This window comes from Rhodococcus sp. ABRD24, from assembly GCF_004328705.1.
Classification (GTDB): Bacteria; Actinomycetota; Actinomycetes; order Mycobacteriales; family Mycobacteriaceae; genus Prescottella.
Genome location: NZ_CP035319.1, coordinates 516,150 through 529,634, shown reverse-complemented (window position 1 = coordinate 529,634; position 13,485 = coordinate 516,150). Strand labels below are relative to the sequence as shown.

The 13,485-nt window shown below is 65.8% G+C and carries 13 protein-coding genes and 1 pseudogene; 8 read left to right on the top strand and 6 right to left on the bottom strand.

All coding sequences use genetic code 11. From position 1 onward, the window contains the following. Window positions 1-11 precede the first annotated feature (11 nt). Window positions 12-986 (top strand): carbohydrate kinase family protein, encoded by a 975-nt coding sequence (locus ERC79_RS02220; protein ID WP_131575350.1) that lies wholly within the window; start codon window positions 12-14, stop codon window positions 984-986. 78 nt (window positions 987-1,064) lie between these two features. Here the strand turns inward: ERC79_RS02220 and asnB are convergent, their stop codons facing one another. Continuing rightward, the gene (gene asnB / locus ERC79_RS02215; RefSeq protein ID WP_131580653.1) at window positions 1,065-2,990 is read right to left on the bottom strand and encodes an asparagine synthase (glutamine-hydrolyzing); all 1,926 of its coding nucleotides are present in this window, start codon (window positions 2,988-2,990) and stop codon (window positions 1,065-1,067) included. Window positions 2,991-3,277: 287 nt separating this feature from the next. Between asnB and ERC79_RS02210 the strand changes: the two genes are divergently transcribed. The 5 genes and pseudogenes from ERC79_RS02210 (at window position 3,278) to ERC79_RS02195 (ending at window position 6,942) form a co-directional block, all read left to right on the top strand. Then, the gene (locus ERC79_RS02210) at window positions 3,278-4,342 is read left to right on the top strand and encodes a cytochrome c oxidase subunit II (RefSeq protein WP_131575348.1); all 1,065 of its coding nucleotides are present in this window, start codon (window positions 3,278-3,280) and stop codon (window positions 4,340-4,342) included. Window positions 4,343-4,389: 47 nt separating this feature from the next. Further along, window positions 4,390-4,806 (top strand): cytochrome c oxidase subunit 4, encoded by a 417-nt coding sequence (locus tag ERC79_RS02205; RefSeq protein WP_131575346.1) that lies wholly within the window; start codon window positions 4,390-4,392, stop codon window positions 4,804-4,806. 115 nt (window positions 4,807-4,921) lie between these two features. Beyond that, window positions 4,922-5,047: a hypothetical protein gene (locus tag ERC79_RS23680; RefSeq protein WP_278249719.1), complete on the top strand. Its 126-nt coding sequence runs from the start codon at window positions 4,922-4,924 to the stop codon at window positions 5,045-5,047. A 616-nt stretch (window positions 5,048-5,663) separates the two neighbouring features. Then, complete coding sequence (locus tag ERC79_RS02200; RefSeq protein ID WP_131575344.1) at window positions 5,664-6,329, top strand: maleylpyruvate isomerase family mycothiol-dependent enzyme; 666 nt, start codon at window positions 5,664-5,666, stop codon at window positions 6,327-6,329. After that, window positions 6,326-6,942, top strand: a pseudogene (locus tag ERC79_RS02195) (HAD-IA family hydrolase). Before ERC79_RS02200 ends, ERC79_RS02195 begins: the two are co-directional and overlap by 4 nt. A gap of 75 nt (window positions 6,943-7,017) precedes the next feature. Here ERC79_RS02195 and ERC79_RS02190 read toward each other — a convergent pair. The 4 genes from ERC79_RS02190 to ERC79_RS02175 form a co-directional block, all read right to left on the bottom strand. Further along, window positions 7,018-8,664: a cytochrome bc complex cytochrome b subunit gene (locus ERC79_RS02190; protein ID WP_131575342.1), complete on the bottom strand. Its 1,647-nt coding sequence runs from the start codon at window positions 8,662-8,664 to the stop codon at window positions 7,018-7,020. After that, window positions 8,661-9,797 (bottom strand): ubiquinol-cytochrome c reductase iron-sulfur subunit, encoded by a 1,137-nt coding sequence (locus tag ERC79_RS02185; protein WP_131575340.1) that lies wholly within the window; start codon window positions 9,795-9,797, stop codon window positions 8,661-8,663. Before ERC79_RS02185 ends, ERC79_RS02190 begins: the two co-directional genes overlap by 4 nt. Beyond that, window positions 9,794-10,657 (bottom strand): c-type cytochrome, encoded by an 864-nt coding sequence (locus tag ERC79_RS02180; protein ID WP_207390412.1) that lies wholly within the window; start codon window positions 10,655-10,657, stop codon window positions 9,794-9,796. The genes ERC79_RS02185 and ERC79_RS02180 overlap by 4 nt, the downstream gene beginning before the upstream one ends. A gap of 63 nt (window positions 10,658-10,720) precedes the next feature. Continuing rightward, complete coding sequence (locus ERC79_RS02175) at window positions 10,721-11,332, bottom strand: heme-copper oxidase subunit III (RefSeq protein WP_131575338.1); 612 nt, start codon at window positions 11,330-11,332, stop codon at window positions 10,721-10,723. Window positions 11,333-11,458: 126 nt separating this feature from the next. On the opposite strand from ERC79_RS02175, the gene ERC79_RS02170 reads away from it, so the two are divergent. Next, window positions 11,459-11,914, top strand: coding sequence for a hypothetical protein (locus ERC79_RS02170; RefSeq protein WP_131575336.1), 456 nt, complete (start codon window positions 11,459-11,461; stop codon window positions 11,912-11,914). 64 nt (window positions 11,915-11,978) lie between these two features. Then, entirely contained in the window at window positions 11,979-13,070 is a 1,092-nt protein-coding gene (gene trpD, locus ERC79_RS02165; protein WP_131575334.1) for an anthranilate phosphoribosyltransferase, read from the top strand. Window positions 13,071-13,161: 91 nt separating this feature from the next. Here the strand turns inward: trpD and ERC79_RS02160 are convergent, their stop codons facing one another. Beyond that, entirely contained in the window at window positions 13,162-13,437 is a 276-nt protein-coding gene (locus ERC79_RS02160) for an Lrp/AsnC ligand binding domain-containing protein (RefSeq protein WP_131575332.1), read from the bottom strand. Window positions 13,438-13,485: the final 48 nt, after the last annotated feature.

Here is a 13,485-nt window from a genome sequence, read left to right as displayed (position 1 = left end):
GGCGCCCGCACGTGACTATTGCGGTTACCGGTTCCATCGCCACCGACCACCTCATGCGGTTCCCCGGGCGTTTCGCCGAGCAGTTGCTCGCCGACCAGCTCGCGCACATCTCGCTGAGCTTCCTCGTCGACGATCTGGTGATCCGGCGCGGTGGCGTCGGCGGCAACATCGCCTATGCGATGGGCGTGCTCGGTGGCTCGCCCCTGCTGGTCGGTGCGGCGGGTGCAGACTTCGCTGAGTACCGCGAGTGGCTCGAGTCCAACGGCGTCGACTGCAGCGCGGTGCGCGTGTCCGACACCGCGTACACGGCTCGATTCGTCTGTACCACCGACGAGGACATGGCGCAGATCGCGTCCTTCTACCCCGGCGCGATGAGCGAGGCGCGCGGAATCGAGCTGGCCGCGGTCGCGAAGTCCGCCGGCGAACTGGACCTGGTACTGGTCGGGGCCAACGATCCCGAGGCCATGGTCCGCCACACCGACGAGTGCCGCCTGCTCGGCATACCGTTCGCGGCCGACCCGTCGCAGCAGCTCGCCCGCCTGTCCGGCGACGAGGCGAAGAAGCTCATCGCAGGCGCCAAGTACCTCTTCACCAACGAGTACGAGTGGGGCCTGCTGCAGCAGAAGACCGGACTGTCCGAGGAGGAGATCCGCGCCCAGGTCGGGCTGCGCGTCACCACGCTCGGCGCGAAGGGCGTCGAGATCGTCGACGCCGAGGGCAACTGGGTCCGCGTCGGCGTCGTGCCCGAGCGGGGCAAGGTCGATCCCACCGGTGTCGGCGACGCGTTCCGTGCGGGCTTCCTGCTCGCCCACAACGCCGGCCTGAGCCTCGAGCGCTCCGCGCAGCTCGGCTCGCTGGTCGCCGTGTATGTCCTCGAGACGGTCGGCACCCAGGAATGGACGTTCCAGCGCGACGACGCCATCAAGCGCCTTACCGAGGCGTACGGCAAGGCAGCTGCGGACGAGATCGCGGCGCTGCTGCCGTAAGAAGAAGATGGCGGCTGCGCCGCCTGTGCGCCTTTCCGGTTGCTCCAGCTACCGGAAAGGCGCACAGGCGCGAAGCGCCTACAGGCTGACCGGGTACACCGGCTCCTGGATCTGCGGCACGATGCGCTTCTCGACGAAGATGCCGTGCCACACCATGAAGCACAGCACCGTCCACAGTCGGCGGCTGTGGTCGGACGTGCCCGCGCGGTGCTCGTTCAGCATCCGAGTGACCGCGGCCTTGTCGAAGATGTGGTCGGTGCCCGATTCGGCGATCTGTTGGTGTGCCCAATCGAACAGTTCGGTGCCGGCCAGCCAGTGCCGCAGCGGGACCGGGAAGCCGAGCTTCGCGCGGTGCAGCACGTGCGGCGGCACGATGCCCTCGAGAGCCTGACGCAATGCGTACTTCGTCGTCGTCTTCGTGATCTTCTGGTCCAGCGGGACGCGCGACGCGACGTCGAACACCTCAGGGTCGAGGAACGGCACCCGCAGCTCGAGCGAGTTCGCCATCGTCATCTTGTCGGCCTTGACCAGGATGTCGCCGCGCAACCACGTGAACAGGTCGAGGTGCTGCATGCGCGCCACCGGATCCCAGTCGCGGGACTGTGCGTAGATCGGCGCAGTGACGTCCTGGTGCGTCCACTCGGGGCGGAAGTCGCGCAGGACCGACCGCAACTGTGCGTCGCTGAAGCTGCGCGCATTGCCGTAGTACCGCTCCTCGAGCGTCATCGAGCCACGGTTGAGCAGGCTCTTGCCCCTCGTGCCGTCCGGGATGCGCTCGGACAGCTTGCCCGCCGCGCGCCGTAGCGCCGCAGGAAGGTAGTCGAACGGCTTGAGCGACAGCGGCTCCCGATAGATGGTGTAGCCGCCGAACAGCTCGTCCGCGCCTTCGCCGGACAGGACGACCTTGACGTGCTTGCGGGCCTCCTTCGCGATGAACCACAGCGGCACCAGCGCCGGGTCGGCCACCGGGTCGTCGAGGTACCAGATGATCTCGGGGATCGCGTCGGCGAACTCGGCGGGGGAGACGACCTTGGTCACGTGGCGGGCGCCGATTGCGGCGGCCGACTCGGCGGCCACGTCGATCTCCGAGTAGCCCTCCCGCTCGAAGCCTGTCGTGAACGTGATCAGGTTCGGGTTGTGCCGCATCGCAAGCGCCGCGATGGCGGTGGAGTCGATGCCGCCGGACAGGAACGAACCGACGGTGACATCGGCGCGCATGTGCTTGGCCACCGAATCCTCGAGGGCCTCCGCGATCTCCCGGTAGCGGGCAGCCTCGCTGCCCGGTGTGAACGGCAGCGCCGGGAACTTCGGGGTGAAGTACCGCGTGACCTCGGGCGTCTTTCCCGGCGACAGGCGTGCGTAGCAGCCGGATTCGAGCCTGCGGATCCGAACGTGCAGCGTCTCGGGCTCGGGCACGTACTGCAGGACGGTGTAGTGCTCGACGGCTCTCGGGTCGAGTTCGGTGTCGATGCCGACCACGTCGGCCAGCTCGAGCAGGCTCTTCTTCTCGCTGCCGAACGCGGTGCCGTTCGTACCAGTGGCGATGAAGAGCGGCTTGATGCCGAACGGGTCGCGGGCGACGAACAGCTCGCGCGCCTCGGTGTCCCACACCGCGAACGCGAACATGCCCCGCAGTCGGCGGACCGCGTCGGCGCCCCAGTAGTGGAACGCGGCGACTATCGCTTCGCTGTCGCCCTCGGTGCGGAACTGGGCGTCGTGATCCTTGGCGAGCTCGGCGCGGATCTCGAGATAGTTGTAGATCTCGCCGTTGAAGGTGAGGGCGTACCGCTCTGGATTCTCGGGCGGACCCCAGCGCAACGGCTGGTGGGAGTGCTCGATGTCGATGATCGACAAGCGGTTGAACCCGAAGATCAGGTCGTCGTCATGCCAGGTGCCGTGCTCGTCAGGTCCACGGTGCCGCAGACAGCGCATGGCCGAGTCGACCCGGGCGACGGCGTCGTCGCTGGTGCCGTCGGTGGTCAGAAGTCCGAGCAGTCCGCACACGGCGTCCAGCACCTCGATTCAGAGTCGTTGGTCGGTCGCGAGTCGGCACTCCCGAGAGGTCCGATCCCCTCCGGAAGTATGCCGCAGTTTCTGTCCGCCGACCGTCACGGGGCATGACGATCTCAGCTGAATCCCAGGTCGCGCGCGTACTGTGGAAGGCCATTGGTCCCGACTGCAACACGGGCGCAGCCCCGACGGTGGAGGATCGACGCCTTTGGTCTACGCTGCGTAGTAATTGGGCCTGCCCTTCGGGTGTGCCCTAGTGGAATTGCGGCGATCAGGAAGGCGTGAACGTGGCGCAAGGTCGGATCCTTCGGCGAGCCGGGCTGGCAGCATCTTTGGGCATAGCTGCCATGCTGTTGTCGGGATGTTCAATCGACAACTCGGTGCTTCGCTTCGGGTGGCCCTCGGGAGTTACCCCGCAGGCAGAACGTATGCGCGAACTGTGGACGTGGTCGGTTGTCGCCGCCCTCGTCATGGGCGTCATCGTGTGGGGCCTCACCTTCTGGGTGGTCATCTTCCACCGTAAGAAGAAGAACTCGCCCGAGTTCCCCCGCCAGACGGCGTACAACGTGCCGTTGGAGCTGTTCTACACGGCAGTTCCGTTCGTGATCATCGCCGTCCTCTTCTACTTCACTGTCGTGGTGCAGAACTACGTCACGGAGAAGAAGGACAATCCGAACGTCGTGGTGGATGTCACGGCATACCAGTGGAACTGGAAGTTCGGCTACCGCACGATCGATCTCGGCAACGGCACCGCCAAGTACGACGGCACCGACGAGGAAGCGATGGCGGCCGCGCTCGCTGCGTCGAAGCCTGAGGGCACCGACGAGCGCGGCGAGGAGAAGATCGGTCCTATCCACGGTAAGAACGTGCAGGATCTGTCCTACCTGCACTACGACAAGATCGAGACGATCGGCTCGAGCAACGAGGTTCCGATCCTCGTGCTGCCGACCGGTAAGCGCGTCGAGTTCGTGCTCGCGTCGTCGGACGTCATCCACTCCTTCTGGGTGCCGGAGTTCCTGTTCAAGCGTGACGTGAACCCGAACCCCAAGGAGAACAATTCCGACAACGTCTTCCAGATCAGTGAGATCGAGAAGGAAGGCGCATTCGTGGGCCGCTGTGCCGAAATGTGTGGCACCTTCCACGCGATGATGAACTTCGAGGTTCGTGCTGTCTCCCCGGAGAAGTTCGAGGAGTACATCGAAGCCCGTAAGGCAGTCGAGGACGGTGGCAAGGGGCTGACGACAGCGGAGGCGCTGGCGTCGATCGGCGAACCGTCGAACGCGACCTCCACCGCGCCGTTCAAGACCGACCGCACCGTGCGCGAGGCATCGACCAGCGGCAACTGACACCGCCCGCGAATCCCGAGAATCTCTGACCAAGGACAAGAACTGATATGAAGATCGAAGCGAAGCTCTTCGAGATCCTGACGGTGTTCTTCATTCTCGTCGCGATCGTCTACGGTGTCTTCACCGCGATGTCGCGCACCGGAATCGAGTGGGCCGGCCTTACTGCCATCGTTCTCTCGGCGGGCCTGAGCCTCATCGTCGGCACGTACTTCCGGTTCGTGGCTCGTCGTCTCGATACCCGCCCGGAGGACTACGAGGAGGCGGAGATCTCCGACGGTTCGGGCGACCTGGGCTTCTTCAGCCCCGGCAGTTACTGGCCCATTCTGCTGGCCGGTGCCGCCGGTGTCGCCGCTCTGTCGCTGGCCTTTTTCCAGGCCTGGATGATTGTCGTCGCAGTGGTGCTGGTTCTCGCGGCCGCCGCCGGACTGGTCTTCGAGTACCACGTCGGACCCGAGAAGCACTAGCTCTCGACAACAGCCGCACGAAGGCGCCGAACCCAGTGGGTTCGGCGCCTTCGTCGTCTGTGGGCGGTGTGGCTGACTACAGCGCGTACTCGGTGTAGGTGCCGACGGTCCGGAAGTGAGCCGTGTGTCCAAGTATCGGCTGGCGCATGCGCTGTCCAGGATCGCCGACGCGGCCCGGTCGAGGAACTCGAGGACAGTCCCGGACGGCGGATCCCAGTTGGCCGCCAGCAACCAGGCGTAGTCGCGAAGCTGTTGCTGGGTTACGACGGTAGCCACCGAAAGTGCTTGGTGCACTGGGGAAGTCGGCACGTCGGCGAGAGCCGCAACCATGGCCAGCTCGGATTCCGACTCGATCAGTCCATGCGCACTCAGTAGACCGCCGAGATCGGTGGGCGACGACGTCGGGCCTACCCACCACGAGAACGGGCGGCCCGTCGCGCGGAGTTGATCGGCGACGCGGGCACCGGCGTCGTCCTCTGCGATCCGGGCACGACAGACGATGTTGAAGGTGTCGTCGCGGAGCCCGCTGTCGGTGACGACGAGATCGCCGTCGTCCCATACACGCGCTCCGGCAACCGCGTGATGGAGATGACCGGCGTGCGACGCCAGGTTGCGATCCATCGAGTCCAGAGTCGGCCAGCCCATTTCGTCACTCTATGACGCGGGTCCGACTACGAGCGCTCGGGCGCAAGCAACCCACGGCTCGCTCAGGGTGGGGAATACTGCGGCCTATGGTTACCAGAACTGGCAGATCCGGGGTACGTCGGTGAACGAGCCGCGGCCGCAGTCCCATGGGTGCGGTGGCCGCGCAAGGTCCGGCGAGCTACTCGAGGACGGTCACAGGGTCGGGAGCTGCGATGCGTGACGTGGCGGCGCTTGCCCACGCCGAGCGGGCCCAGCTCGCGGCTTTCCTGCATTCACTGACCCCACAGCAATGGCAGGTGCCGTCGCTGTGCGCGGGCTGGACCGTCCGCGACGTCGTTGCTCACATGCTCAGTTACGAAGAGCTGGGCCCGGGCGGGGTTGCCCGCCGGTTCGCTCGGGGCTGGTTACGGTTCGACCGTGCCAATGCGATCGGGCTGGACGACTTTGCCGGGTACAGCCCGCACCAACTGCTCGACTTGCTCGAACGCAGCATGCAACCACGAGGACTCACGACCGCGTTCGGGAGCCGGATCGCTCTCGTCGACGGAATGATCCATCAGCAGGATATTCGGCGTCCGCTCGGCGTTGCTCGCGAGATTCCCGCCGAGCGGCTGGTGCCGGCTCTGGACTTCGTGCGGATAGCGCCCCCCATCGGAGCGCGCCGCCGGATCCTCGGCCTTCGGTTGGTTGCTACGGATCTGAACTGGACCGCGGGAAGCGGACCTGACGTCTGTGGACCAGGCGAAGCGCTGCTCATGTCCATCGCCGGCCGTCACGGTGTCGCGGACGAGCTCGAGGGTCCCGGCCTGGCGACCCTGCGCAGCCGGATCGGCGGCTCGTCCGGCCGTCCACCGGCAGGCAGGGTGGATCGACGATGACTGATGTCCAGGCAGCCCTGGTGTTCGATGTGCAGGGCACGGCGGTGGACTTCTTCGCGACGGTGTCAGCGGCACTGCGGCGGATCGACGCCGGCCGCAATCCTGGGCATCTCTGGGAGCCGATGGTCGAACGGTGGCGGGCCGGATACTTCGCCGCGTTGGATGGGGCCGCCGTCGGCAGGGGCGGGGAGTGGGTGACTGTGCAATCCTCGAGCCATGGCCGGACACCGTGACTGGGCTGACTCGGCTCAAGAGGCGGTTCACGATCGCGACGCTGTCCAACGCCGATGTCAGCGCTGTGGTGACGATGTCGAAACACGGCGGGCTACCTTGGGATGCGGTGTTCACCGCCGAGATGGCGGGTGTGTTCAAGCCCGATCCGGCGAGCTACCGGATGGCGGCACGCTATCTCGGGCTCCCGCACGAGCGGATCACGATGGTCGCGTGTCATAAGTACGATCTGCGGGCGGCAGCAGCGCTCGGCTTCCGTACAGCTTTTGTCGCACGACCGCTCGAGTTCGGGCCCGGGGGAGTGGTGGACACGACGTTCGACGACAGCTTCGACATCAACGCCGCCGACTTCCTGGACCTCGCGGATCAATTGGGCTGCTGATCGGGCATCGCGACCGAAATCAGAAAGGCCCCGAACCGGAGTCGGTTCGGGGCCCTTCTGATTGGTCTCGGCGAGCTAGTGAACTTCGCCGTCGCCGGAGCCGTTTCCACGAATACGGTCCTGGTACTCCGTGAGCATCTTCAGCTGCTCGTGCTCGCCGGAATGCTCGGCGGCCTCGAGAGCCTTGCTCTGCTCGACCGGGTCCGCGGAGACCCAGCTGCCCGAGCCGGGCTTACCGGCCGAACCGAGCTTGTTCATCTTCTTCGGGATCGCAGCACCCTGGTACTCGAGCGGGATCGGGTGACCGTGGTCGTCGACCGGTCCGAGCGGCTGGTGGATCTCGACGTACTCACCGTGCGGCAGGCGCTTGATGATGCCCGTCTCGATGCCGTGCTCGAGCACCGCGCGGTCGCTGCGCTGCAGACCCAGGCAGAACCGATAGGTGACGTAGTAGGCGACCGGAGGCAGGATCACCATGCCGATGCGCCCGATCCAGGTCATCGCGTTCAGTGAAATGTCCAGGTGGTACGCGATGATGTCGTTGATGCAGGACAGCGTCAGGACAATGTAGAACGAGATCGCCATCGCGCCGATACCGGTGCGGACCGGGACGTCACGCGGACGCTGCAGCAGGTTGTGGTGTGCGTCGTCCTTGGTGAAACGCTTCTCGATCCACGGGTAGGCGATCAGCAGTGCGAACACCAGGCCCATGATGACCGCGACAGCGAACACCGCGGGAATCGTGTACCGGTTGAACAGGTAGATCTCCCACGCGGGCCACAGACGGGCCAGGCCGTCGGTCCACATCATGTAGAAGTCGGGCTGCGAGCCCGCCGATACCTGGGACGGGTTGTACGGACCGATGTTCCAGATCGGGTTGATCTGTAGCAGACCACCCATCAGGGCGAGCACACCGAAGGTGAAGGCGAAGAACGCGCCACCCTTGAGAGCGAACACTGGGAGGATACGAACGCCGACGACGTTCTGCTCGGTGCGGCCGGGGCCGGGGAACTGCGTGTGCTTCTGGTACCACACCAGCGCGAGGTGAGCCGCGATGAGGGCCAGGATGATGCCGGGCAGCAGCAGCACGTGGGCGACGTACAGGCGCGGGATGATCAGGGTGCCCGGGAAATCGCCACCGAAGATCAGCCAGTGCAGCCAGGTTCCGGCGATCGGAACACTGAGGGTGATGCCGGACAGGGCGGCACGCAGGCCGGTACCCGACAGCAGATCGTCGGGCAGCGAGTAGCCGAAGAAGCCCTCGAACATCGCCAGGATCAACAGCAGCGAGCCGATGACCCAGTTCGCCTCACGCGGGCGGCGGAACGCGCCGGTGAAGAAGATGCGCATCAGGTGCACGATGATCGACGCAGCGAACATCAGTGCGGCCCAGTGGTGGATCTGACGGACGAACAGGCCGCCGCGAACCTCGAACGAGATGTCGAGGGTGGTCGCGTAGGCGCGGGACATCTCGACGCCGCGGAGCGGCTCGTAGGCGCCGTTGTAGGTGACCTCTGCCAGCGAAGGATCGAAGAAGAGCGTCAGGTAGACACCCGAGATCAGCAGGATCAGGAAGCTGTAGAGCGCGATCTCGCCGAGCATGAAGGACCAGTGGGTCGGGAAGACCTTGTTGATCTGTCGCTTCATCCCCGCCGCGATGTGATAGCGGGAGTCCACGCCCTCCGCTTGTGCGGCAACTCTGGACTGAGTAGTAGTGGTCACGGTCGACGCTCCCAAAATGCCGGGCCGAGGGCTTCTATGAAGTCACCGTTGGCGACGAGGTAGCCCTCTTCGTTCACTGTAATAGGCAGCTGCGGAAGCGCGCGCGCAGCGGGACCGAAAATCGGCTTGCCGTACTGCAGCGCATCGAACTGCGACTGGTGGCAGGGGCACAGGATTCGATTGGTCTGCTGCTCGTACAACGAGGTGGGGCAGCCGAGGTGGGTGCAGATCTTCGAGTACGCGAAGTAGTCGCCGTAGTTGAAGCTCTCCTGACCCTTACGCTTGACAACCTTCTCGGTGTCCGCGGTGCGCAGACGAATGAGCATCACCGAGTTGCGGATACCGCGCAGGGCCTTGAACAGCTCCTCGTCGTTGCCACGCTCGGACTCGCGGAACGGGAACACCGTCTCCATGGAGCCGGCGTCGAGGTCCTCCGGACGCACCAACACGATGTCGTGCGGACGGCCGGTGTCGCGACGCAGATAGATGGTCTCGCCCTGGTAGCGGGGGGTCCAGCCGGACACCCAGAGCGGGGAGTTGTCGCCCTTGGCCCACGGGTTCTTGATCATGCCGCCGAGTGGCATGACGGACATGATGCCGATCGCGCCGCCACCGAAGATCAGGCTGCGCTTGATCATCTTGCGGCGACCGATGGTCGACGTGTCCAGCGTGTCGCCCAGCTGCGCGACGAGGGTGCGCTTGTCGACCTCGGCGGAGCCGCCGTCGTGGCGGTCCTGGATCGAAACCTCTTCCGGGACGAACTTCTTGGTGAACTTCACCGCGCCGACGCCCAGCCCCAGGATCGCCAGACCCATCGTGAGGCCGATCAGCGGGGTGTAGAGGTTGTATGCCCAGTAGGTGTCCTCACCCGGACCCGCGTATTCCCATGGCCAGAACAGGAAGATTCCGATGAAGGCAACCGCGGAGATACCTGCGAGGATGAACCAGAAGGCAACCGAACGCTCGGCGCGCTTCTCGGCCTTGGTACCGGAGACCGCCCAGCGGTCCCTGCGGAACGCGACATCGACGCCGTCGAGATTCGTACCGAGCTTGACGAGTTCGTCCCGGCTCATCCGGTCGAGTTCGTCGTCCGTGTACTTCTTCGGCGTATCGCCGCTGCCGGCGTCGCTCATGACCTTGCTCCGATCCACAGTGCTGCACCGACGACAGCGATGATTCCGACGACCCACATGGTGAGTCCTTCGGATGCCGGGCCGAGACCACCCAGGCCGTAGCCACCGGGGGCAGCAACCTCACTCGACTGCTTGACGTAGGCGATGATGTCCTTCTTCTCGTCGAGCGTGAGCTGACGGTCGGAGAACTTGGGCATGTTCTGGGGGCCCGTGACCATGGCGGCGTAGATCTGCTGCTCGCTGGCCGGATCCAGAACGGGGGCGTACTTTCCGGAGGACAGCGCTCCGCCGCGTCCGGTGAAGTTGTGGCACGAGGCGCAGTTGAGGCGGAACAGCTCGCTACCGCGGGCAACGTCGCCGCCGCGCAACGAAGACTGTGCGATCTCACCGTTCGCGTCACGCACGAGGGTCGGGCCGCCACCCTGCGACTGGATGTATGCGCCGATGGCGTCGGTCTGACGCGCATCGAACTTGGCGGGCTTGCGACTGGCCTGGGCCTCGTTGCGCGCCGCCGGCATACGGCCGGAGGAGACCTGGAAGTAGACGGCGGCCTCGCCGACACCGATCAGGCTGGGGCCGCGATCCTGGACGCCCTGCAGGTTCACGCCGTGGCATGTGATGCAGGAGGTGTCGTAGAGCTGCTTGCCTTCGCGGATCAGTGCGGCGGAATCGTCGTTCGCCGTCGCCACCTGAGGTGCGGGTGTCAACGCGGAAGCGAGGAATCCGGCGCTCACGAGACCCATCATCAGGATCAACGCGCCGGTGACGCGCCGGCGGAACTTACGCTGGCGGCGCGACTTGGCGGCTGTGGTGCGGTCGGGCATGTCACCCTCGATTGCGGGAGGGGGGGATGAACTCATCTGTATCCCTTTGGTATGTCGGGACGACTGAAGCGTCAGGGGGCTGCCTGGTCGTTCAGCTGGCTAACGGATGAAATAAATCGTGGCGAACAGGCCGATCCACACAATGTCGACGAAGTGCCAGTAGTACGAGACGACGATCGCAGCAGTGGCCTGGGCAGGCGTGAACTTGCTGACCTTGGTGCGGATGATCAAGTAGACGAACGCGATGAGGCCGCCGATGACGTGCAGGCCGTGGAAGCCGGTCGTCATGAAGAAGACGGAGCCGTACACGCTGCTCGAGATGGTGACGCCGTCGCTGACGAGCACCGTGTACTCGTAGCCCTGGCCGAGCACGAAGAACGTGCCCATGGCGAGGGTCACCAGGTACCAGCGCCGGAGGCCGAAGACGTCACCCTTCTCCGCCGCGAAGACACCCATCTGGCAGGTGAAGGAGGATGCGATCAGCACCGCGGTGATCGGCACGGCGAGTGCCAGATTCAGATGCACGGGCTCCGGCGGCCAGTTGTCGCCGGCTTGCGCCCGCGCAACGAAGTACATAGCGAAGAGCCCTGCGAAAAACATGAGCTCACTTGACAACCACACGATGGTGCCAACGCTGACCATGTTTGGTCGGTTCAGCGAGTGCACGCGTTGGGTGATTGCCGATCCTGAAGTCCCTACTGCGCTCGTCACGCTGAGAAGTATGACGCTTCGTCGTAACAGAAGGCCACCCGGGTCCGCTCTCGGCGCGTCGGCGCACGTCAGAGGGTGTTCTATTCCTGCGGCGGTGGGGCCCGGCAAACGTGACAAGGTAGGCACATGGAACTCACGCGCGGTGTCGCACGTTGGCTACGTGAACTTCTGTCTCGCGACGGTCCCGCGCCCCTGGATTCGGCCCGCACCGACCTCGTCGTGGTGGCGTCCGGATTCGACGACGCCGAGTCGTGCTCGACGGTGCTCGAACGGGGCGCCGCGGGGGAGCCCGCGTGGATCCCTGCGAGCGAGGCAGTTCTCCGACATCACCTGACTTTGCCCGCCGATGCTGTCGATGCGGCTGCTGGGATTGCGGCGCAGGACGGCTACAGTCCGGCCGGCGAACCGACCCCTGGCACGGATGGCAGCGTCACCCTCCTGTTGCAGCGGGTGCAGGTCCTCGACGCCCTGCATTGTTCGCAGGAACGGTCCCGGATGGCGAGTCTGGCGCAGCGACTCGGCGGCACCGCGGTCGGTTGGGAGGGATTGCAGGCGCCGTCGTCGTCGGGGGATGAGGGCTGAGCACTAAGCTGCGGGGCGACAGGCTCCGCCGTGCGGTCGGTGGGCAACGAGAGAAGGGGTCGCGATGGTGCGGCAGGCAGTGGCGCAGGGCACGGAACAAGTGGCAGGCGCAACTGACCGGAGCTGGCCCGCCGTGCTCGGAGTGCTGACCGACGGACGCGACCTCACCGCCGCGGACACAGGCTGGGCGATGGACGAGATCATGTCCGACAATGCGACGTCCGCGCAGATCGCGGCGTTCGGGGTAGCCCTCAAGATGAAGGGCGTGACGGCCCCGGAGCTTCGGGGACTCGCGGACGCGATGCTCGGCCACGCGAAGACCGTGCCCGTGTCCCAGGACGTCGTCGACGTGGTCGGCACAGGTGGTGACCGCTCCCACACCGTGAACATCTCGACGATGGCGTCGGTCGTCGTTGCCGCGGCCGGCGTGCGCGTGGTCAAGCACGGCAACCGGGCGGCGTCCTCGAAGAGCGGCGGCGCTGATGTGCTCGAGGCGCTCGGTGTCCACATCAACCTCGGCGCGCAGGAAGTTGCTCGCTGTGTCGAGGAGGTCGGGATCGGTTTCTGCTTCGCACCGGTGTTCCATCCGGCACTGCGCTTCGCTGGGGCCCCGCGGAAGGAAATCGGCATTCCCACGGTGTTCAATGTGCTCGGACCGCTGACCAACCCGGCGCGCCCTCGGGCCGGGTTGATCGGGTGCGCGTTCGAGGACCTGATCCCCGTGGTCGCGGGTGTGCTGGCGGAGCGCGGCAACTCGGCCCTGGTGGTCCGGGGCGACGACGGGCTCGACGAGATCACGACGTCGACCACATCGGTGGTCTACGTGGTCGACGGCGGCAGCGTGACCGTGCGGAAGTTCGACCCGACCGCACTCGGGATCGCCCGGGTACCGCTCGATGCGCTTCGCGGCGGGGACGCGGAGGACAATGCGAGGGTTGCTCGGGGCATCTTCGCCGGGGAACCCGGTCCGGTGCGGGATGCTGTGCTACTCAACGCCGCGGGTGCCATCGCAGCCTTCGACGGTATCGGCGACAGCCTCGAGTCGTCGCTGGCTGCCGGGATGGCGAAGGCGGCCCACGCCATCGATTCCGGCGCGGCAGCGGCGCTTCTGGACCGGTGGGCGGCGCTGACCGCAGAGCTGGCAGCTTCGCGGTGACCCGGAGTCGATCCGCCGGGACGCAGCGCTGATCCGGCGCAGCAGGCCGCCGCGCTCGACTCGAACGCGGCGGCCTGCTGCGCGTGGACTTCTACTCGCCCAGCGAGAACGCGGCCTCGATGTCGGCACTGGAGTATGACTGGAACGCGATGTGAGTGGCGGTCTTGGTGACTCCACGCACCTTGTTGATGCGTTCGGTCACGACCTCCGCGATCTGGGCGTGGTCGCGCACCCGGACGATCGCGACGAGATCGATATCGCCGGCGCACGAGTACACCTCGGCCACCCCGGCGAGGTCGGCCACTGCCTGCGCGGTCTCCGGGATCCGGTTGGCCTCGGCATGGATCAGGACGATGGCGGTGATCATTGCGCTCCTCGAGTGTGCTCTGCACAGTGCTGCGGTTCGGCACCGTGC